General features: G+C 34.2%; 22 protein-coding genes and 2 tRNA genes. 4 read left to right on the forward strand and 20 right to left on the reverse strand.

From position 1 onward, the window contains the following. Positions 1 to 122 precede the first annotated feature (122 nt). Positions 123 to 635 carry a hypothetical protein gene (locus FXF36_RS04420; RefSeq protein WP_151622665.1) on the forward strand — a complete coding sequence of 171 codons (513 nt, stop codon included), beginning with the start codon at positions 123 to 125 and terminating at the stop codon, positions 633 to 635. A gap of 129 nt (positions 636 to 764) precedes the next feature. Here the strand turns inward: FXF36_RS04420 and FXF36_RS04425 are convergent, their stop codons facing one another. The 3 genes from FXF36_RS04425 to FXF36_RS04435 all read right to left on the reverse strand — a co-directional run bounded on the left by FXF36_RS04425 (position 765) and on the right by FXF36_RS04435 (position 4,429). Further along, on the reverse strand, positions 765 to 2,156 hold the full coding sequence (locus FXF36_RS04425) for a D-alanyl-D-alanine carboxypeptidase family protein (protein ID WP_151622666.1): 1,392 nt from the start codon (positions 2,154 to 2,156) through the stop codon (positions 765 to 767). A 3-nt stretch (positions 2,157 to 2,159) separates the two neighbouring features. Beyond that, the gene (locus tag FXF36_RS04430; protein ID WP_420330101.1) at positions 2,160 to 3,239 is read right to left on the reverse strand and encodes a toxic anion resistance protein; all 1,080 of its coding nucleotides are present in this window, start codon (positions 3,237 to 3,239) and stop codon (positions 2,160 to 2,162) included. 68 nt (positions 3,240 to 3,307) lie between these two features. After that, positions 3,308 to 4,429, reverse strand: a complete 1,122-nt coding sequence (locus tag FXF36_RS04435; RefSeq protein WP_167511286.1) for a winged helix-turn-helix domain-containing protein — start codon at positions 4,427 to 4,429, stop codon at positions 3,308 to 3,310. Between the two features lie 203 nt (positions 4,430 to 4,632). Here FXF36_RS04435 and trmB point away from each other — a divergent pair, with 203 nt between their 5' ends. Continuing rightward, on the forward strand, positions 4,633 to 5,277 hold the full coding sequence (trmB, locus tag FXF36_RS04440; protein WP_151622669.1) for a tRNA (guanosine(46)-N7)-methyltransferase TrmB: 645 nt from the start codon (positions 4,633 to 4,635) through the stop codon (positions 5,275 to 5,277). Positions 5,278 to 5,526: 249 nt separating this feature from the next. On the opposite strand, the gene FXF36_RS04445 is transcribed toward trmB, so the two are convergent. The 17 genes from FXF36_RS04445 to rpmH all read right to left on the reverse strand — a co-directional run bounded on the left by FXF36_RS04445 (position 5,527) and on the right by rpmH (position 18,983). After that, positions 5,527 to 5,599, reverse strand: a tRNA-Lys gene (locus FXF36_RS04445). 221 nt (positions 5,600 to 5,820) lie between these two features. Further along, the gene (locus FXF36_RS04450; protein WP_151622670.1) at positions 5,821 to 7,275 is read right to left on the reverse strand and encodes a hypothetical protein; all 1,455 of its coding nucleotides are present in this window, start codon (positions 7,273 to 7,275) and stop codon (positions 5,821 to 5,823) included. Positions 7,276 to 7,287: 12 nt separating this feature from the next. After that, entirely contained in the window at positions 7,288 to 7,896 is a 609-nt protein-coding gene (gene fliY / locus FXF36_RS04455) for a flagellar motor switch phosphatase FliY (protein WP_151622671.1), read from the reverse strand. A gap of 206 nt (positions 7,897 to 8,102) precedes the next feature. After that, positions 8,103 to 8,174 (reverse strand) — tRNA-Arg (locus tag FXF36_RS04460). Between the two features lie 35 nt (positions 8,175 to 8,209). Continuing rightward, the gene (locus tag FXF36_RS04465) at positions 8,210 to 9,082 is read right to left on the reverse strand and encodes a DUF3881 family protein (protein WP_151622672.1); all 873 of its coding nucleotides are present in this window, start codon (positions 9,080 to 9,082) and stop codon (positions 8,210 to 8,212) included. 3 nt (positions 9,083 to 9,085) lie between these two features. Further along, positions 9,086 to 9,580: a DUF4446 family protein gene (locus FXF36_RS04470; RefSeq protein ID WP_151622673.1), complete on the reverse strand. Its 495-nt coding sequence runs from the start codon at positions 9,578 to 9,580 to the stop codon at positions 9,086 to 9,088. 33 nt (positions 9,581 to 9,613) lie between these two features. After that, entirely contained in the window at positions 9,614 to 10,507 is an 894-nt protein-coding gene (locus FXF36_RS04475) for a ParB/RepB/Spo0J family partition protein (RefSeq protein WP_151622674.1), read from the reverse strand. A 2-nt stretch (positions 10,508 to 10,509) separates the two neighbouring features. Beyond that, positions 10,510 to 11,280: a ParA family protein gene (locus FXF36_RS04480; RefSeq protein ID WP_151622675.1), complete on the reverse strand. Its 771-nt coding sequence runs from the start codon at positions 11,278 to 11,280 to the stop codon at positions 10,510 to 10,512. 298 nt (positions 11,281 to 11,578) lie between these two features. After that, entirely contained in the window at positions 11,579 to 12,085 is a 507-nt protein-coding gene (locus FXF36_RS04485; RefSeq protein ID WP_151622676.1) for a hypothetical protein, read from the reverse strand. 40 nt (positions 12,086 to 12,125) lie between these two features. After that, positions 12,126 to 12,845: a 16S rRNA (guanine(527)-N(7))-methyltransferase RsmG gene (gene rsmG / locus FXF36_RS04490; RefSeq protein WP_151622677.1), complete on the reverse strand. Its 720-nt coding sequence runs from the start codon at positions 12,843 to 12,845 to the stop codon at positions 12,126 to 12,128. Between the two features lie 18 nt (positions 12,846 to 12,863). Next, entirely contained in the window at positions 12,864 to 14,741 is a 1,878-nt protein-coding gene (mnmG, locus tag FXF36_RS04495) for a tRNA uridine-5-carboxymethylaminomethyl(34) synthesis enzyme MnmG (protein ID WP_151622678.1), read from the reverse strand. A gap of 92 nt (positions 14,742 to 14,833) precedes the next feature. Next, positions 14,834 to 16,204, reverse strand: a complete 1,371-nt coding sequence (mnmE, locus tag FXF36_RS04500; protein ID WP_151622679.1) for a tRNA uridine-5-carboxymethylaminomethyl(34) synthesis GTPase MnmE — start codon at positions 16,202 to 16,204, stop codon at positions 14,834 to 14,836. Positions 16,205 to 16,282: 78 nt separating this feature from the next. Then, positions 16,283 to 16,912, reverse strand: coding sequence for an RNA-binding cell elongation regulator Jag/EloR (gene jag, locus FXF36_RS04505; RefSeq protein ID WP_151622680.1), 630 nt, complete (start codon positions 16,910 to 16,912; stop codon positions 16,283 to 16,285). A gap of 14 nt (positions 16,913 to 16,926) precedes the next feature. Continuing rightward, positions 16,927 to 18,201 carry a YidC/Oxa1 family membrane protein insertase gene (locus FXF36_RS04510; RefSeq protein ID WP_243143574.1) on the reverse strand — a complete coding sequence of 425 codons (1,275 nt, stop codon included), beginning with the start codon at positions 18,199 to 18,201 and terminating at the stop codon, positions 16,927 to 16,929. 15 nt (positions 18,202 to 18,216) lie between these two features. Then, positions 18,217 to 18,429 (reverse strand): membrane protein insertion efficiency factor YidD, encoded by a 213-nt coding sequence (gene yidD / locus FXF36_RS04515; protein ID WP_174819712.1) that lies wholly within the window; start codon positions 18,427 to 18,429, stop codon positions 18,217 to 18,219. A 32-nt stretch (positions 18,430 to 18,461) separates the two neighbouring features. After that, positions 18,462 to 18,800, reverse strand: a complete 339-nt coding sequence (gene rnpA / locus FXF36_RS04520) for a ribonuclease P protein component (RefSeq protein WP_090167205.1) — start codon at positions 18,798 to 18,800, stop codon at positions 18,462 to 18,464. Positions 18,801 to 18,848: 48 nt separating this feature from the next. Then, positions 18,849 to 18,983: a 50S ribosomal protein L34 gene (gene rpmH / locus FXF36_RS04525; protein WP_015550658.1), complete on the reverse strand. Its 135-nt coding sequence runs from the start codon at positions 18,981 to 18,983 to the stop codon at positions 18,849 to 18,851. A 475-nt stretch (positions 18,984 to 19,458) separates the two neighbouring features. On the opposite strand from rpmH, the gene dnaA reads away from it, so the two are divergent. Together dnaA and dnaN are read left to right on the forward strand one after the other, a co-directional pair. Next, the gene (gene dnaA / locus FXF36_RS04530; RefSeq protein WP_151622681.1) at positions 19,459 to 20,844 is read left to right on the forward strand and encodes a chromosomal replication initiator protein DnaA; all 1,386 of its coding nucleotides are present in this window, start codon (positions 19,459 to 19,461) and stop codon (positions 20,842 to 20,844) included. Positions 20,845 to 21,113: 269 nt separating this feature from the next. Beyond that, positions 21,114 to 22,229 carry a DNA polymerase III subunit beta gene (gene dnaN, locus FXF36_RS04535; RefSeq protein WP_151622682.1) on the forward strand — a complete coding sequence of 372 codons (1,116 nt, stop codon included), beginning with the start codon at positions 21,114 to 21,116 and terminating at the stop codon, positions 22,227 to 22,229. Positions 22,230 to 22,232 lie beyond the last annotated feature (3 nt).

Raw genomic sequence — 22,232 nt, forward strand, 5'->3', positions numbered from 1 at the left:
CTCCTTACTCTTTAACGAGGTAACTTATTATCATTATCACATTAACTGAAACTGCTGTCAAACTCTTATATTTGTCGTATAATATAAAAGAATTTATTCATATTGTCTTACAGGGGGATTTTATGTCTGAAAATACAATTAATCTTAGAAAAAACCCTTCCCGCAAGGAATGCGAAAAGGTAATCAAAAAAATACTTATGACAGAGGTTTTGGAACGCGGTACTAATGAGCACTTTAAAACTGCGGCAGATTTCATGAGCTATTTTCAATCTCTTTATCCTGCAAGTGACAGTTTGACTAAGCAGGTACAACGTGCGGTGAAATCACTTCAAATGCCAAAGGATGAACGCGGTTATTTTATTATTAACAAAACAGAATCTCAATTGGAGCAGGATAAGGAAATAGCATTTCTTTTAAAGAAAACTAACGCCAGCTTAAATCAATTTGAAGGTTATGAAACATTGTTTCTCAAAGCAGAGGGTAAATATAAGGATTATTTATACCAGCTTCTTACAGAATCAGATACATTTGCTGATAAAATTATCACTATGATTAACTCTTCTCATGGAATAATATTGTTCACAAGCAATAAACATCAATTAGAAATTTTAATAAATAGTTTGATAAATCGATGAATTGTTTGTTACAATTAGAGAATTTTTCTTTGGTCTATAGCATATTAAAAACGACAGTTTAAAACTTCAAAACTGTCGTTTTATTATATAATATATAATTTTACTGTCCTTATTCTAATATATTGTCTTTTATCGACGTCTTCTATGCTTTTTCCCATTATCTCTGATAATAGTCATATTGGTTTTCTGGGGTCTAGCATGCTTACTTTTAAACCTATGCTTCATCAAAAGAATTTCGCTTGATTTGCTTCTGATGTAAAGAATAATCAATATCACAATAATAACCGCCAGAATACTAAGTCCAATTTTCGGATAGTCTACCTGAATATATTCTTTGCCACTGCCACCTTTTTCAACTGGAAGATTATCAAATGGGTAGCTTTCTACATCCGCGTTAGCAAATTTTAAATTTGCTTGTCCTACGCTTCTATCTGCATAAGTGTATCTAATCTGGCCAACTACAGATTTATCATTCTCATCTGTGAATGGCTCTACTGTAGAGGTTACATCCAAAACACTTGCTGTCTTTGGAATAACAATAAGGCCATTCTTATCAATCTTAATAAGCTCACTATTTTCGCTAAGTATTCCTGTGACATCCGTATCATTCTCAGAAATAGATGCAAAATCTGCAACAGAGTATTTACTGAAATTATTGAAGCAATACTCAAAAAGATTTGTTGTATCTGTGTACTGCTCTCCAACTGTATCCTTCATTACAACGCAAATCAGAGTCATTCCATCCTTCTTTGCGTACGTTACAAGGGTAGCTCCTGCAACTACTGTATATCCAGTCTTTCCACCTAAACATGGCTCGTAGATATATTTATTTGTCTTATAGTAATGAAGCATCTGATGATGATTGTTAAGAGGGGTTGGATCAGAATGCTTATTTGTTGGAGGAATAGTATAATTCTTTGTTCCTACAATCTCTGCAAATTTCGGAATCTGATAAGCCGCTCTTGCAATCAACGCCATATCATAAGCGCTTGTATAATGTTCCTCATCAGGAAGACCATTAGAATTGTTAAAATGGGTATTTTTACACCCCAATTCTTTAGCCTTTGCATTCATCATATCAACAAATGCTGACATGGAGCCTGCTACATGTTCACCTAATGCATAGGCACATTCGTTGGCGGATTCAAGCATCATTCCATACAGAGTCTGCTCAACTGTCATCTCTTCGTTAACGTCTCTGGCAATGCTTGAAGAACCAAGCTCTGTTCCGTATACCGCTTCTGCTGAGAAAACAACAGTTTCATCCAATTGGCAATTTTCCAAAACGATGAGTGCGGTCATTATTTTGGTGATACTTGCAGGATAATGAACCTCATCCATATTTTTCGAATAAAGAATTGTTCCGGTCTCCTGCTCCATTATGATTGCAGACTCCGCTACCACATCTACACCACTTGGCCAGTAATCCTCAGCCTGAACTGTCTCCACATCACATAGTAACAGACTATTAAATAAAAGTATAAAAGCTAAAAGCTTTGTTATTAATTTCCTAAAACTCATAATTTACGATTTCGATGCCTCTAATAATTTTGTCTTTAATTCCTGCTCAATTTGAGAAAGCTCCTGCTCAGCATTACGACGTTTCTCCTTACCTTCAGCCTGAATTCTAAGAACCTCATCCATTGTACTAATTAGCTGCTCATTAGTGTGCTTAATAGTCTCAATATCGACAATTCCTCGCTCTGACTCTTTTACTGTCTCTATGGTTGCAGTCTTAAGCGCATCAGCATTCTTTTTAAGCAGCTCATTTGTCATATCAGAAACCTCTCGCTGTGCCTTTGCCGCCTGATTTGAATGCTCAACACCAATAGCAATTACCATTTGATTTTTCCATAGCGGAATTGTATTAACGATGGTGGATTGGATTTTCTCTGCCATCATTGTATCTGAGCTCTGAACCATCCTAATCTGTGGACCACTCTGGAGCGCAATTGTTCTTGTAAGCTGAAGATCATATAGCTTCTTTTCAAATCGATCACACATTGCAGCTAAATCCTTTGCTGCCTGAACATCTTCCTGAAGTCCTGTCTCACTTGCCTTTTTCTGAAGTTCAACAAGCTCACCATTTCTTGTATCTTCAAGCTTCTTCTTTCCTGCCGCAATATACATTGAAAGCTCTTTAAAATAGGCCAAATTAGCTTCATACATCTGATCAAGCATTGCTACATCTTTAAGAAGAGTTGTCTCATGCTTTTCAAGCTCTGTAGTGATTACATTTACATTAGTCTCTACCTTTGAATACTTTGCTTTCATGGCGGTAAGGCGGTTTGAGCTCTTTTTAAATAATGCCTTTAAACCCTTTTCTTCCTCTGTGGCATCAAAATCCTTAAGCTCACCAATAAGCTTAGTAATCATGTCACCAACCTCGCCCATATCTTTGGTACGAATACTATCAAGTGCCTTCTCTGAAAAATCGGAAAGCTTCTTTTGGGTTCCAGCTCCATAATTTAGAATTGCTGTGGAATTTGATAAATCAATTTGCTTTGCGAAAGCTTCAACCTGAGCCTTTTCCTCCTCGCTGAGGATTATTTCCTCTTTCATTTCATCAGCTTTTGCTACAGGAAGCTCAGCGTCCTCTGGCATATTCACTGCATCAAATACTAACGTTGGTGTCTCTGTTTTGAATTCCATTTTTTCCTCCCACTTTGTCATTATATAAGCGAATCCTGCTTCATCATTGTCTTCATAACCGAAATATCAGAAGAGATGTCCCATGCAGCATCTTGGAATAGCTGATTAAGAAGCTGCACAAACGCATCATTTATTACATCTGTTGCATCTTCAATCTCCCTTTGTGAATTGGTTATATTCTCCACGCTCAAATTTTCTTTTCTGAGATCTACGTAGCTTTGAAGAAGCTTTTCAGTAGTTGGGAGATAATACGACATGAACTTTCTCAAATCTCCTGCCACCTCTGGTTCTTCCTTTACCTTTTTGAAAATAGAAAGCACAGTTGCCTCAAGTGTATATAGCTTGTCCGACATAGTCTCTGTATCAGGGATTAAATCATTATAATAGCGAATCTTGTTAAGGTACTCATTTCCTTCCTCTAGAATGTTCTGTACCTCCTGTGGAAGATCCTCATCTATAGTGTAATATTTCACTTTTCCAGCCTGATTATTAGGTGTTTCTTCCTTGCTATTATTTTTTGCTTCCTCATTTAGTTGAGAATTATATTGCTCCGTACGAGAATACTGGCTATATACCTCATCTGTCAGCATTAATGTGGTCTCTTCCATGTCCAACGCAGAATATGGAAGATATCCTCTTTTTCTCATTTGTTTTACCATGCGAAGCACTTCTTTTGGATTATATCCTGTCCGTTCAGCCAATTCTCGAATTGTAATATATGGTCTTTCACCAACAATTCTTCCGTATTCAAAATAATGCTTTATTACTTTACGATTGTTCTTTCCTGCTATTATAAGACCAATACCTGATATAAGCATTAAGCTCTCGAAAGCCATAACTCCAACAGCTATTCCAATGTCTGAGGCTGCTATTGGTATCATCAGTAAATTGCTTAGTAATGCAATTCCTGCATCAAAGGAAATAACAGAACCTGCAACAAGCTTACCTATACCTTTGCTTTTGTTTATCTTTGTAGAAAAAAATGGAGTTCTTCTCTCTTTTTTTCCACCCAAAACACCCTTTAAGCCAGTTTCTATAGATTCCCTAATTTCAGTTCCAATATCATAACCCACGGATGTGCTTGGACTTGTTTTAAAGCCTTTTGTAGCGTCTCCTACAAAATCTCTCACATCTCTACTCAAATGTGAAAAGTCCCCTGTTTCTGCAGCTCGATTTATACTATTTAATATTTCTTCTCCGTATTTAAATAAATCTCTGTTATTCATAACTTAGATTATAATGAAAATAGCTAGGTTCCGCTACTTTTTTATCTTATTCTTTATAGTATTTATACTGTATTTTTTATGTTATAATTTTTCTCGATTTTAATGATTCGGAGGTATCTATGAGACTTAGAAATATTCCTGGTGCCGATGAAGTAGTTGCAAATAGTAGCTACTGTATTAATACACCAGCAAAATTCAAAGGTTTATATAAATCACAGGTCTTTGGAAATGACAATCCTCTCCATATTGAGATTGGTATGGGTAAGGGCCAGTTTATTACTACTCTTGCAAAGCAAAACCCTGATATCAACTACATAGGCATTGAGAGATACACAAGTGTGCTTCTCCGTGCCATCCAGAAGGTTGAGGATGAGGAGATTCCTAATCTCCGCTTTATATGCTTCGATGCAGCTGATATTCTTGATATATTTGCTTGTTACGAAGTGGACAGGATTTATTTAAACTTCAGCGATCCTTGGCCAAAGGATAGACATAGTAAGCGCAGACTTACGTCTTCTACTTTTCTTAACAGATACAATGCTATTCTTGCTAAGGAAGGACATATTGAGTTTAAAACTGACAATAAGGATTTATTCGATTTTTCTGTTGACGAAATTGAGAATCATCCTCTTTGGAAGTTGGATGCTGTTACTTATGATTTGCATGGGGATACAGAGATGAACCAGGGCAATGTGATGACAGAATATGAAGAAAAGTTTTCTTCTATGGGTAATCCAATTTACAAGCTAATCTGTAGTAGATAATATTTTAAAGCGGCTCTTTAGTTTTTCAAAGCTCCCGCAGGGCACCCTCCGCACCTTCGCGATGGTCCTCCCGCCGGCGTAGGTCCTCCCTCGCTTGGTACGGTATCCCTGCTCGCGCCAAATAAGACTATGATGCCGCTTTTTTATTACATCCATTTATTTGAATTAATCTCCCCAGATATTCAAATATTTCTTCTGTATCTTTACGCAAAAAAATATCGCCAAGAATTTCTTCTTGACGATTTGGAGTGCGCGACCAGGGGTTCGAACCCTGGACACCCTGATTAAGAGTCAGGTGCTCTGCCAGCTGAGCTAGTCGCGCATGTCTTATTTATTTCTTATTGCCTCAGCAACGAAATAAAGTATATAGCCTTTTTCATTTTTTTGCAACCCTTTTTTTTAATTTTTTTCAATTTTTTCTTATTTTCGCGACAGACTTTTTAAAATAGTTTCTGAATTCTGTGAAAACTTAATATATAAATACTTACTTGTATTATGTTTTATAAAAGCACCTGTCATTTTATGCGACAGGTGCTTTCATTTCTAGATGCTAGCAAAGAGCTTCTCAATCTCTTCTGCGCTCATTACCCTATTTGGATCTGTTAAATCTACTCCCACATCAGGAATAACAATTTCTTCTTCCTTTGCTTCCTCAGCCTCAGGTTCTGAATCTGAGGCTACTTCTTCTGTTGGGAGTTCTTCATCCCCACCTACCTCTTCAAGCAATGCATCCAAGTCAGCTCCTGGGTCATCATTACTTAATATTATCTCCTCTTCCGAAGTCTCTTCCAATAGTATTTCTTCTTCTGGAGTTTCTTCAAGTATAATCTCTTCTTCAGGTGATTCTTCTGTCACTTCCTCTACAGGAACAGCTTCTGCTGTCTCCTCCAATGGCAGTTCTTCCTGTACTACCTCCTCCAGAATTATTTCATTGTCTGAGGCCTCTACACCTACTGGCTCTTCAGTCATGATTTCTTCAGTTGGTGCTTCTTCAGCTGATATTTCCTCAGCCAACGGTTCTTCTAACAGTTCTTTTTGAGGTAGCTCATCTATCGATATATCATCTGTAGATACTTCCTCAGTAGCTGCCATATCTAAATCTAATCCTAAGTCCTCAACTGGCTCTTCTGGTAATGCTTCTTCTGACTGAACTTCTTCCGTAACAGCCATATCCAAGTCTAATCCCAAATCTTCTGTTGGCTCAGCTGCCGACTCTTCTACCAGTACTTCCTCAAGGTTAATTTCTACAGGGGATTCCATAATTGGCTCAGGAACGGCTTCTTGCCTTGGCTCTACTTTTTGTACTGGTTCTGTGGCTGGCACAATTGGTGGCGCTTGATATACAGGTGGCATTGGTGGTGCCATTTGGTATGGTTGAGACATAACCGGAGCACTATTTTGAATTTTACTCTCGATATTTGAAATTTGATTTGTCAGTTCTGTTATTTTCTGCTGAATATCAAAATTTGATTCCTTAAGCAATGCCTGCTGTTTTTCAAGAATCTGATTGTTACTTGCTTCAAGCTTTTCCTTAATTGAGAACAATTGATTTATAAGCTCATCATTTGAATTCATTAAGGCATCTGTATTTTCTTTACTTCTTGAAATAGTAACCTTTGCTACTGCCTTTTGCGCATTTATAATATCCTCAGCTGGCAAAGCACTATTTTCTTCAATATTTCTAAGTCTTTGATCTAATTCATCAAAACTCTTTTTTATGACGAGATACGAAGCCTTCTGCGCGTTATAAATATCCTCATATTTCCTTTCTTCCATATCCTTGGTTTTTAAGGTTATATCCAGCACAGCACTTATCAGGAAAAATAGCGCAACTATCATAAGCAGTATTCCCACTGCCATGAACATGAAGTTGCTTTTGAAGTTAATCATGATATAAAGCTCCATGACTATCAACACAGCAACTGCAATACCCGATAATATGATTTGAATTTTATCTCTTGCTATTTCCCGTTGGATGTTTTTGGTGTTCTCGTCCATCTTTCCCCCTAGTTATTCATCCTTTTTATCAAATAGATGTACCATGTCTAATGCAAAAGAAATAGGATATAACTGCACCATAACTGAATCAATCAGATTACCTATCTTTAAATCAAATGTAATCTTTACAAAATCTATTTCTGGTGATTCAAATAGTTTTTCAAATATCTTTACACTCTCAACATCGATATTGTCTGTCTTTGGTGGCGATATATCCACTAATCTATTCAGTAGCTGCGACATTGATGATGCTGCGCTTCCCATCATCTGGTTCATTGCTTCTGATACCGCACTCAGCTGTATTTCGCCAATTTCTCCAGCTGTATTGCTTCCATCTCCTCCCATCATTAGGTCAGCAATTATTTTTACGTCATTTTCCTTTAAAATTAAAACATTACTTCCGGAAAGTCCCTTTACATAATTGATATGAACTAATACGCATACATTATGATAATCATCCAAAGCCTCACTTTTTCTTATGAGATCAATCTTTGGTGTTGTAATATCAACCTTTAAATTATTTAACAATGCACTGAGTGAAGTTGCTGATGATCCCATACTAATATTAGCAATCTCACCTAGTGTATCCTGTTGTTCTTTTGTTAAAGTAGCTTCTGCCATATAATGCCGTCCTCCTATTATTTATTTTCCCCCTTTATACGTAATCATAGTTCAAATATTCTAATTTTGATTATACAATATTTGCAATTATTAGACTACTTATGTTATTAAACTATTTTATGACAATATTGCGAAATATTTGTGGTTAAACTGTTACTATTTGCAGATAATAAAAAAGGAGCCTTTCGGCTCCAAATAAAATATACTGTTCCCTGGGGGAATCGAACCCTCAACTAGTGCTTAGGAGGCGCTTGTTATATCCATTTAACTAAGGGAACGTAAATATCACAACCATTAGATTTTAATCTAATGGTTATGAAAAATCAACAGTTCCCTGAAGCCAAATTATACCTTTAAAACGTCTTCCTATTGCTGGCTCACCAAAGAGATTATTTTTATTTATACATACCTCTAAAATCACATCATTACTATCAACTGTCAGTAGAACAAGTTCCTCCATAGTAAGATGATTTACCACATACTTTACATCTAAAATATTTCCTAGAATCTCATACTTATCGTTTTCGATTCCATATGGCATGAAAAATGTGGTAACTACACTAAGAATATCCTCCCTAGTAACTCTTCGAGATATTCTCTGGTATAAATCAATTTCATCCATTGTCAGACTCTCCAAAGCTTCTTCATTGCCTTCTCGAGCCTGCTCAACTAAATTTATACGCTTTTGATTGTTGAGTTTTTCTTTTATCCTGCTTTTTTCATTATCATGAACAGGTAATAAAATCTTTCCTTCTGTAGAAAGAGCAGCAAGCATAATTTCTTTATCTGCGCTCTTTCCATTTGAAATATTATGACGCAGAAACTCTCCCATGTTCTGAAGCTGGAAAATCAGATTAACACCTAATCTGATTTCATCGCACATAACATAGTAATTATCCTTGTCTGTTTGCTTAATTACTTCAACATCATTTTTTATTGATACTATGCTGCCGAAGAATGTAGGATAATAGTAATCTAAGATAAATTCATCATTTTCATTATAGATTCCTCTAAGAACTAATCCTACATTATCTGCAACCATATACCTTAACTCAACAAATTGATTTCCTTCCAAATCAATTGCTGACTCCTGATAATCCGGACGTAATATTACTTCATTTACTATCTCTTCAAGTGCGTCTTTATTAAGTTTACTGAAACCTATTGCAGGTAAATATTGATGCATCTATTACATTCCACCTAAAGCTTGTTCTAGTGCCTGCTTCTCTTCATCTGCAAGCTGAATTATAGAATTTCCATCTATAATCTCCTTAACATAAGTATAGCATCCTTCTCTTGAATGCATAGCATTAATTATATATCCTGAATTATTTTCGTTAAGCATGCAAAGTGAAAAACTTAGCTTTCCACCCATCTCATTAAATGCATCATACTTTACAAGTCCAAACTTTTGGAAGCAGCTTTGCATATTTTTAAATATTGAATCAATATTTCTTTCATTGCTGGCATTAGCTTCAATAAGTTCATCAACCTGCTCTAATCTATAAATCAAAGTATCCTCTAATGATCTTGCTGTGCTTCCCTGCATAAAAATTCTGTATCTCTTTTTAAGCTTTGACATCTGTACGATGAAAACTATTAAAAGAATCATCATAATTAGAACCAATGCTGCAAGTCCTATAATTATGTAATCTGAACTAAATCCTAAATATTGTTCTATCATGTGTGCTCCTATACCTTACTCTCGAACATATGTTTATTTTATATTTTCAAGTAGCTCTACTATTCTATTTAATTCATCCTGAGTATAATACTCAATCTCAAGCTTTCCAGACTTGTTATCCTTAGCATTAATATATACCTTTGTACCAAGAACACTCTTTAATTTTTCCTGTGTATCCTGATATATAGCAACCAACTGTGGATCAAGCTCTGCAGCTTTTATTTTCTTGTCAGCTTTCTTATCGTTGATTAGCTTCTTTACTTCACGTTCAACGTCACGCACTGACATCTTCTCATCGAAAGCTCTCTCTGCAAATTCATATTGTTTATCTGGATCTGTAATTGCAAGCATAGCACGAGCATGACCCGTTGTAAGCTTATCATCTACAATCATGTCCTGAACACGCTTATCAAGCTTCAACAATCTAAGTGCATTTGTAATAGTTGTTCTGCTTTTCGAAACACGCTCTGCTACCTCATCCTGCTTAAGCTTAAACTCATCAATAAGTCTAGCAAACGCCATAGCTTCTTCAATAGGATTTAACTGCTCACGCTGGATGTTATCGATAAGAGAAATCTCAACGAACTCCTGCTCGCTAAGTTTCATAATGATTACTGGTACTTTCTTAAAGCCTGCAATTCTTGCAGCTCTCCATCTACGCTCTCCACCAATAATCTCATAATATTTTCCACGATCCTGAACAATCAATGGGTTAATAATTCCATGAAGTTTAATATTTTCAGCTAAATCCTGAAGCTTATCCTCATCAAAATTTTTTCTTGGCTGTAGCTTATTAGGCTCAACCTTATTTATATCAACCTCAACTGGTGCACCATGCTGTTCTGGGTTAACTGCAACTACACCCTCATTCTTATTTACAATAAGAGAATCTAATCCCTTACCAAGTCCTCCCTTTTTTGTAGCCATAACTATATATCCTTTCTTCCGATGATTTCTTTTGCAAGATTACGATAGCTCTCTGCGCCTGTAGACTTTGAATCATAAAGATTAATTGGAAGTCCATGAGAAGGAGCTTCTGCAAGTCTAACATTTCTAGGAATGATAGTCTGATAAACTGTTGCATTAAGATTATTCTTTACAGTATCAACTACATCTGAAGAAAGATTTGTTCTGGCATCATACATTGTAAATACAACACCATCTATTTTAAGTTTTGGATTAAGTCTCTGCTGAACAAGATCGATAGTATGAATCAACTGGCTAATTCCCTCCAATGCGTAATACTCGCACTGAATTGGAACAAGTACTGAATCAGCTGTTGTCATAGCATTGATAGTAAGCATATTAAGTGAAGGAGGACAATCAATAATTACATAATCAAAATCATCCTTTACATAATCTACTGCATTACGAAGAATGTATTCCTTTTCATTAATACCAAGAAGTTCAATTTCAGCACCAGCTAAATCTACATTAGAAGGAATAACTGTAAGATTTGGAATATTTTCCACTTCATACATACATTCCTTAATAATACACTGGTCTAATACTAAATCATAAACAGTATTCTCACATTCGTCCTTATCTAATCCAAGTCCGCTGGTTGCATTTCCCTGTGGATCAGTATCAATAACAAGAACTTTCTTACCTGCTTCAGCTAAACATGCTGAAAGATTAATACTCGTTGTAGTCTTACCAACTCCACCTTTTTGGTTGGCAATCGCTATTACTCTCTTCATTTATTGTCTCCCTCTTTATTTTATAGTCTTCTCTTCAATAACTTATTAGAGTATATCATTATGAAGTTTTCAATTCTACCAAGAAAATCTGTGCGAATTAGAAATTATTATACTAATAATCACAATATATAGTCATATATATAGTATTATATAATGTTTCACGTGAAACATTTATTACTAAAAACAGCAATATCTAGGAGTTGAATCAAATTTCATAGTACTATATTTTGTGTTTTTTATAGATAAAATACATAAAATGTTTCACGTGAAACATTCCTATATTTAGATTATGCATTATTTATATTGATGAAATTATTTTTTCTAACTCAATTTGAGCCCTATAAGGATCCAATAAAATTAAGTCTTTAATATTAGAAAGGCATGCAATTAACTCAGAATTTGAAACACTACTATCAGAAATAACTGATTCATCAGCATCAATATCTTGTTGTATAATTTCAGGAGCCTTCACAATGATAGGTGTTTGTTCAATATCTTTATTAGAAATTAAAGCATTAACTTCATCCAAACGTCCATCAAAAAAATTCATTTTTTGGAGCTTTTTATCATAGTTTGAATTAAGTTCAACTAAATAATTTCTAATTTCTTCTGCCATTTTATTATTCTTTGCATTAATATCTCTAGGAGTAAATTCTTTAAAATAAGATTCATTTGAATCTTCTAATAAAGCAAGAAACTTTTTTTCTTCTCTAATTTTAGTTTCAAGCAAATCAATATCTTCTTTCAATTGAATCTTTTCAGAAATTAGTTCTTCCTGATATTTTTTTAGGAAGTCTTTAATCATAAATATTCCCCCAATGATTATATTTGTTGAATGTGAAATATTATTTAAGCGGTTCCTTACTAGGAGTACCTGCTTTTCTAGGATAAGCCTTTGGAGTATTTTTCACCTTATCAATAATAATAAATGAGCGACTAATATCTGTATCAGGTAAATTAAAATAAGAAGGGTTATTCATTTTTCCGCCAAGCTTTGTGATAGCAGAACCAGATAGTTCAATCTCATCCTTTATATCACCAGATTTAAAACTAATAAAATATCCATTAATTTTTACAAGAGGAAGACAATACTCAGATAAAGTAGCAATATTTGCAACTGCTCTACTAACAACTAAATCAAAATGTTCTCGATAAAGCTTATTACGACCAGCCTCTTCTGCTCTGGAATGAATTAACGTTACATTCTTAAGCCCTAAAGTATCAACGACTTCCTCTAAAAATTTTATACGCTTATTAAGAGAATCAATCAAAGTAAACTGTAAATTAGGATAAACTATTGCCATAGGTATACCAGGAAATCCTGCTCCAGTACCAAGATCGCAAACTGTATTTACATCTGAAGGTAAAACCTTACATATTGACAAACTATCAGCAAAATGTTTAAGCTGAACTTCATCAAAATCAGTAATAGCTGTAAGATTCATAACCTTATTTTTTTCTACTAACATTTCATAGAACATATCTAACTGATTGATTTGTACATCAGTCAAAGTAAAATTCCATTCTTTCAATGTATTAATTAAGTAAGAATAATCTCTATTCATAATACCTCATCAAAAAAATTAATCTTTATATGTTTCAAGATAAACTAAAAGTACAGAAATATCTGCTGGACTAACACCAGAGATTCTTGATGCCTGTCCAATATTAGCTGGACGTAATTTAGTAAGCTTTTGTCGCGCTTCAATACGCAAGCTTGGTACATCCTCATAATTTATATTTTGTGGTATAACTTTAGATTCAAGCTTTTTAAATTGTTTAACCTGTTTTTCCTGACGAGTAAGATATCCTTCATACTTAATATAAATATTAACTTCTTCCCTAACTTCATCAGAAAGTTCAGGTCTATCTGGATCAATTGGAGCAAGCTTATTATAATCAAGCTCAGGTCTACGAATTAAATCAACTAGTTTTATACCATTAGAAAGAGGAATACTACCGTAAGATTCAAGAAGCTGCTGAACCTCTTTACGAGCACCAATATTTATTTCTTTTACACGAGCAACCTCTTCTTCTATAAGTTTTTCCTTCTCAACGACATGTTCATACCGTTCTTTAGGTAAAAGACCAACCTCGTAACCAATTTTAGAGAGGCGTAAATCTGCATTATCCTGTCTAAGTAAAAGCCTATACTCAGCACGAGAAGTCATCATACGATAAGGCTCTTTTGTCTCCTTAGTAACAAGATCATCAATTAAAACACCAATATAGGAATTACTTCGATCAAGAATCATAGGATCTTTTCCAAGTAATTTAAGGGCGGCATTAATACCAGCAACTAATCCCTGAGCAGCAGCTTCCTCATATCCACTGCTACCATTAAACTGCCCAGCCGCAAAAAGACCATCAATATCTTTGAATTCCAATGAAGCTTTAAGTTGAGTAGCATTAATACAATCATACTCAATAGCATAAGCATTACGAACAATCTTACAATTTTCCAAACCTGGAACAGTATGGTACATTTCATACTGAACGTCCTCAGGCATTGAAGAGCTCATACCACCAATATACATTTCATTAGTATTAAGACCTTCTGGTTCAACAAATAACTGATGACGATTCTTATCAGAAAATCTAACAACCTTGTCCTCAATACTTGGACAGTATCTAGGACCAGTACCTTCTATTACGCCAGAATACATTGGACTTCTATCAAGATTGGCACGAATAATCTCATGAGTCTTTTCATTTGTATAAGTAAGATAACAAGCGACCTGCTCAATCTGAACAGAATCTCTAGGCGTACTAAATGAAAATGGAATTACAGGATTATCACCATGCTGTGGTTCCATCTTAGAATAATCAATAGAACGACCATCAATTCTAGCCGGAGTACCAGTTTTAAAGCGGTTCATTTCTACATTATTAGCGAGCAATGAATCAGTAAGATGATTAGCAGCCTTTAATCCATTAGGACCCGTGTGCTCAATAACATCGCCATAGAGACATCTTGCCCTTAGATAAGTACCAGTACAAATTACTGCAGCTTTACAATGATATGTAGCACCTGAAAGAGTTTTTACACCAGTAACCTTTTTATTTTCAATAATTAATTCGGTAATTTCGGCCTGACGAAGAGTAAGATTATCTGTATCCTGCATAGTCTTTCTCATTCTAAGAGAATATGCAGATTTATCAGCCTGAGCCCTTAGAGAGTGAACAGCAGGTCCCTTTGAACTATTAAGCATCTTGGACTGAATAAATGTATGATCGATATTAATACCCATCTGTCCACCAAGAGCATCAAGTTCTCTTACCAAATGACCCTTAGAACTTCCGCCAATATTAGGATTACAAGGCATCAATGCAACAGAATCCATACTAACAGTAAAACAAATTGTATTTAAACCCATGCGTGCAGAAGCAAGTGCAGCTTCACAACCAGCATGACCAGCACCAATTACTACCACATCATAGGTTTCTTCAACGTAACTCATTTATAGAACTCCTTTTAAATCACATCACTTTATCGTCGCCAATAAATTGGCTACTGATGCTAACAAGTCATCGCATTGCTCGACTTTTAGCATCATTTTCCCATACAGAAGGTAGAAAATATCTTATTAGCCAAATCATCATCAATTGTCTCACCAGTGATTTCGCCGAGATAATTATAAGCATCCATTAAATCAATTGAAAAGAAATCTTCTGGCATCATGTTATCGATAGAATTCAAAACATTAGAAAGGCTATTCTTTGCATTTGATAAACATCCCGCCTGTCTTGAATTAGTAATATATAAACTACTATCGATTTTAACCTGTCCACTGAAAAACATATCAGTAATCTTTGACTCAAGAGTCTTAAGTCCATCCAAACTAACAGATGAAAAAGAAATAACAGGTTTATCATATTTTTTACATATATTTTCCTCGCTAATTTGTGATACGAGGTCAGATTTATTAAGCAAAATAATAACCTTTTTATGTTTTATCTTATCAATAATGAACTCATCATTCTCATCTAAAGGTCTGGACGAATCAATTACGAATAAAATCAAATCAGCATCATCTATAGAATCAATTGCTTTATCGACACCAATTTTTTCAACTACATCATCGGTCTCTCTAATACCAGCTGTATCGATTATATTTAAAGAAACACCATTAATAGTAATCTGCTCCTCCAAAGTATCACGAGTTGTACCAGGAATATCAGTAACAATTGCTCTCTCTCGACGAGATAAAGTATTAAGAAGTGATGATTTTCCAGCATTTGGCTTTCCAAGAATAAGTGTATTAATTCCTTCTCTTAATATATGACCAGAGTTAAATGAATCAATCAAATCATTAATTGATGAGAGCATTTCATTTACTTTAGAAGAAAGCTCTTCGGGATACCCAGATAGATCATAATGTTCAGGATCATCTAAAGCTGACTCAATATATGCAGTTTCATACAAAATCTTATTTCTTAAATCAACAATAATTCTACTGAGTGAACCAGAAAGCTGTTTTATGGAATTTTTCATTGCCAGCTCTGAGTTAGAAGAAATTAAATCCATAACCGATTCAGCCTCAGATAAATCAATTCTTCCATTTAAGAAAGCTCTTTTTGTAAATTCACCAGGTTCTGCAATACGAGCACCATTCTTTACTAATAAAGAAAGAATTTTCTTTAAAATGAGAATTCCACCATGACAATCAATTTCAATGGTATCCTCTGTAGTATAAGACCGAGGGGCCTTCATAATCATAATTAGAACTTCATCTATTAATTCATCATTGTCATAAATATGTCCGTATTGGATAGTATGACTATCACAATCAGCGATTTTATTCTTTCCACGAAAAATAGAATCCACAATAGAAATGGATTCTTCACCGCTAACTCTGATAATCCCAATACCAGAACTATTCATAGATGTTGCAATAGCACATATAGTATCTGATTGATACATTGATTCCTCCTACAAATTAGAAAAACAAAGGGCTAGTCTATATTATAAGACTAACCCTAAAAAATCAAAAGAAGGATTTTACTTCTTAAGAGTAATTACAACATAGCGATATGGCTCCTCACCCTCAGAATGAGTAGCAACACTATTATCATTCTGAAGAGCAGAATGAATAATACGTCTCTCATAAGGATTCATAGCTTCAAGAGTAACAGCCTTCTTTGTTCTCTTTACTTTGCTAGCCATATTCTTTGCAAGATTCTCAAGTGTTTCTTTTCTACGACGTCTATAATCCTCTGTGTCAATCTTAACTCTTGTATAATTTTCTGAAGAACGATTAACAGCTAAATTAGTAAGGTACTGTAATGAATCAAGAGTTTGACCACGCTTTCCAATTAAAACACCCATCTCTGGACCAGCTAAATCAATAGAAAGAGTCTTATCGTTCTCATTAAACTCCATTGAAAGATTAACCTCAAGCTGCATAGCTTCGAAAACACCATCAAGAAATTCCTTTGCTACCTGCTTAGGATCCTCTTCTGTAGAAATAACAACCTTAATGATTGCATCCTTAGAACCAATTCCAAGGAAACCTGTGCTTCCTTCTTCAACTACTTCATATTTAATCTCACTAGAAGTAACACCTAAAGAAACTGTAGCATTAGTAAGAGCGTCACTAACAGTCTTACCTGTAAACTCTTTAAATTCCATTATTTAATTCCCCCTTATTTATTATTCATTTCGTTAAATTCTTTAACAAGATTTGCTTTTGAAGCAAGAGAACCACTACTAGCCTTTGCTCTAAACTCATCAGCCTTAGCAAGAGCTTCTGCATTATCATTAACAAGATTTGCCTTCTCAGCCATAGTAGCAGTCTTTGTACTCATACGAGCAGCCTCATAAATCTGTGCTTGACGAATACCACGCTTTTCAGCCTTAGCAGCTGCCTTATCCTTATTCTTTTCAATGATACTCTCAAGATCAATCTTTTCAAAATGCTTATTTAAGAAATACTGCTGAATAACACGAACAACAGCACCAGCAATCCAGTAAAGGCCAAGACCTACAGGAACAGTAAAGCAAATGAAAAGTGACATAAGAGGCATCATAAGATTCATAGTCTTCATTTGCTGAGCCATCTGCTCTGACTGACCCTCAGTAGACTGTGGAGTAAGTTTAATATTTAACATCTGTGTTAAATAAGAGCATACTGGAATAAGCAAAGCACAAATAATAAGACCAAAATTCTTTGATGAAGATGCCCAACCATCTTTAATAAGATTAAGTGGAGTATCTGAAATATTAAGAATGAATAAATAATTAATCTTCTCAAGCTTAGCAACTACAGTATCAACAGATGATGCCAAGTCAGGAAAATTAGATGTAATTGCTTCCCATCCAGAAGTTGGAAGCTTATAAAGTACATCAATAATAGAATCAGAAATAACTGAAGTATCACTACCTGTAAAGGTAGGCTTAAGATTCTTAATACCAGACTCATCAAATATGTTCTGCATAGTATTAGCAAAACCATCTGTTGACATAATGCCATTTACCAAATCTGTAAATATATTTTTAACAGAAGAAATGTAAGCTGGAACATTATAAAAAACACGATAAAGTGCAAAAAGAATAGGCATCTGGATTAACATATAAATACAGCTACCTGTAGGTGAAATACCGTATTTATCATAAAGTGCCTGAGTCTCACTCTGCTGTGCCTGCATAGAGGCCTGATCCTTTTTACCCTTATACTTATCCTGAATAGCCTTCATTTCAGGCTGCATCTTACGCTGTAATACAGCAAACTTCTGCTGCTTGTAGGTAAGAGGAAACATACAAAGATAAATAAAGAAAGTAAAAATAATGATAGTAAGAGCTATATTCTCAATACCGATAGATGCAAGAAGAATATAAATCTTATCCATAAACCATCCGAGAACCTTTGCGATAGGTCCAAGAATTGAACCGTCATATGCGGTTAAAAAAAGTTCGCTCAATGTAAAACCTCCAGTTTATGGAACTGGATCATATCCACCATGTGAAAAAGGATTACAACGAACAATTCGCCATAAGGCTAAAGTACCACCTTTAATTGCGCCGTACTTTTGAACAGCCTGCAAACCGTAATTTGAACAGGATGGACAATAAGGACATTTAGTTCTTTTCATTGGAGATATATATTTTTGATAAAACCTAATTAAAAATATAAATAGTCTCTTCAACATACTAATTCAACATAATGGAATGACAATTCCAATTATTTTCGAGTTACCTTATGAAGATTTGCAAGATGAAGCAAAGATTTTTGTATCTCATCGAAATTAGCAGAAGCTGCGGCTTCTCTTACAACGACTACAATGTCCAAACCACTATTGAACATCTCTTCATTTAGTCTATAACTTTCTCTTATCAGTCTCGTCAAATGATGTCTAACTACCGAATTTCCAACCTTTTTACTAACAGAAATTCCAATGCGATTTCGATCTGTATTATTATGGTAAATGTACATAACAAGCTGTCGATTAGCTTTTGACACACCTCTTCTGTACACCTGAGTGAAGTCTTTATTCTTTTTTAACGATTCACTAAATTCCATAACAAATATTTTCCTTTAAATAGAAAGAAAGACCACATGGTCTGTGGCCTAAGCTGATAATTTCTTTCTTCCTTTTGCACGTCTAGCTGCAAGAACCTTACGTCCGCCTGCTGTGCTCATTCTAGATCTAAATCCATGAACTTTGGATCTCTGTCTCTTTTTTGGTTGATATGTCATCTTCATAATATATCCACCTCCTCTTTATGAGAAAACATCAGTTGAAATTATAAAGGCAAAAGCCCATAAAGTCAATAAATTTTCGATTATTTCTATATTTAATTACCTGTGGATAACTAGAAAACACAATATCTTAAAGAGAATAATAAATCTAAATACTAAATATTGTGTTCAAAAGCAAAAAAAATTATATAACTTATCTACAAGCTGTGGAAAACTATGTGGATAAATGTTTAAAAACTAAAAGTTATCAACATTACAAATATAAAACTAGCCAAAAATAAGGGGATAAACCGGTTGAAAATGTTAATACCCACATGTGGATAAAAAATAAGACATTTTCTATAGGCTCAAATTCAAAAAATAAGACATTTTACGCTTTAAACAATCCCCTACACGATTTAAGACTTATTATTGCTAAAATGCCTTGTTTAGTTTAGAATATTAAATAGTTTAAAATTGTGGATAAAAAGGATTTTATATGGAAGAAATTGTTAAAAAATGGGACGAGATACTTACCTATTTAAAAAATGAATACGCTATCACGGATGTTTCTTATGATTCTTGGATTAAACCTCTTGAATTATTTCAAATAGAAGATAACAAACTCTATCTTACATACAGTGGTGATCAAAATACTATGACTTTAGGATATGTCACCAGAAAATATGCTACACCACTTAAAGTAACAATAGCAGAAATTACTGGCATTCAGTTCGATGAAATCTTAGTTATATCTCAAGACAATGCAAATCAAATTAAAAAAGAAAAAAATGTAGGACGTATTGATTTAGAAGAAGTTAACACCTTTGAAGAAAGGCGAATGGCTAATTCTACTATTAATTCAAAATATACATTTGATAATTTTGTCGTTGGTAGAAACAACAGATTCGCACAGACAGCAGCTCTTGCAGTAGCCGAGTCACCTGGAGAGTTCTATAATCCTCTGTATATATATGGAGGACCTGGACTTGGAAAAACTCACTTGATGCAGGCTATTGGAAACTATATTGAGAGTCAAAATCCAAATTCTCATATATTATATGTAACTTCAGAGGAATTCACTAACGAAGTTATCGAGAACATGAGAACCAACAATAATGCAACAGCAATGCAGCGTTTTAGAGATAAGTATCGTACTGTAGATGTTTTAATGGTTGATGATATTCAATTTATTATAGGAAAGGAAGCAACTCAGGAAGAGTTTTTCCATACTTTCAATGCCCTTCATGCAATGGGCAAACAAATTGTAATTTCATCAGATAAACCACCAAAAGATATGGAAACACTTGATGACCGTTTCAAATCCCGATTTGATATGGGCCTTATGGCCGATATTGGATACCCAGATTATGAAACACGTATGGCCATCCTTAATAAAAAGATTGAAGATAAACACTTTAATCTTGATGAATCTATCAGAAAATATATTGCTGAGAACATTCAATCAAACATTAGAGAAATTGAAGGAGCTTTAAACAAACTTATAGCATTCTCTCGTCTTGAGAAAATAGATATTACAATGGAAATAGCTGAGAGAGAATTACAGAATTTCATTTCTCCAAATGTTTCAAGAGAAATTACACCTCAGCTTATAATAGAAGTTGTTTCAGAGCATTTTAATCTTACAGTAGACCAGATGGCATCAAAGAATAGATCAAGTAATGTTGCAAGACCTAGACAAATAGCCATGTATCTATGTAATACAATGACTGATTCTTCTTTACAGGCAATTGGACTTCTTCTAGGAGGCCGTGATCATTCAACAATTATTCACGGAGCAAATAAAATAGGTGAAGAAATTGAAAAGGATGAAACCACAAAGAACCTGGTAGAAACAATCAAAAAGAAAATCAATCCAAATTAATGTGTAAAACCTGTTGATAAGTCTATTAATAACCTGTTAAAAGCATGTTAATGAATAGAGGATAAATTTAATAGTTCAAAATTCTGACAATTTTTGTTCACATTTTATCCATACATTATCAATAATAAATTCACACTTTTTTTCGAGTTTTCTTTTCATGTTTTACGTGTAAATACTGATGTTTCACAGTTATCTACAAATCCACAACCTATAAGAAGAATACTTAGAAAATATATTTTATTTATTTTTTTAGAAAGGGAGCAATCATAATGAAAATCACTTGTCAAACCGCCGATTTACTTAAAGGTGTTAATATTGTATCAAAAGCAGTTCCAACCAAAACAACAATGGCTATTCTTGAATGCATTCTTATAGATGCATCTTCTGGAGAAATTAAGCTCACTGCTAATGATATGGAAATTGGAATCGAAACTATTGTCGAAGGTTCTATTTTAGAAAGAGGAATCATTGCACTTGATGCAAAGAAATTCTCTGAAATCGTTAGAAAGCTTCCTAAGAATGAAGTTACTATAGAAACAGATTCTACATTTAAAACTTCTATAACATGCGAAAAGGCTAAATTTGATATTATTGGAAAATCTGGAGAGGACTTCTCTTATATTCCTAATCCTAATAGAAATCAGCCAATTATTATTTCACAGTTTACACTTAGAGAAATTATTAGCAAAACTATTTTCTCTGTTGCTGATAATGAAAATAATAAAATGATGACTGGTGAGCTTTTAGAAATTAGAAATAATAAGCTTAAGGTCGTAGCTCTTGATGGACATAGAGTTTCAATCAGAAACGTTGATTTGAAAAATGAAACTAATGATGTTAAGGTTGTTGTTCCAAAGAAGACTCTAAATGAAATAATAAAAATCATTGATGGTGGTGTTGATGATATAGTAAACATTTTCGTTACAGAAAACCACATTATTTTTGAATTCGATCAGACTACAGTCGTTTCTCGTATCATTGAAGGTGAATATTTCAAGATTGAGCAGATGCTTTCTGCAGACTACGAGACAAAAATCAAAATTAATAAAAAAGAATTCTTTGATTGTATAGATAGAGCTACTATCCTTGTTAATGAAGGACAAAAAATGCCTATTATTGTTAATACTTCAGAGAATACAATGTCAATTTCTATTTCATCATTCATTGGTTCTATGAATGAAAGCATTGATATTGTTAAAGAGGGCAAAGATGTTATGATTGGTTTTAATCCTAAATTTGTAATGGATGCCCTCAGAGCAATTGATGATGAGGAAATCAGTCTTTATATGCTTAATGCCAAGAGTCCATGCTTCATTAAGGCAGACGATGGTTCATACATTTATATAGTTCTTCCAGTAAACTTTAATAATCCTGGAGCAAACTAGGAG

Source organism: Pseudobutyrivibrio xylanivorans (assembly GCF_008935055.1).
Classification (GTDB): domain Bacteria; phylum Bacillota; class Clostridia; order Lachnospirales; family Lachnospiraceae; genus Pseudobutyrivibrio; species Pseudobutyrivibrio xylanivorans_A.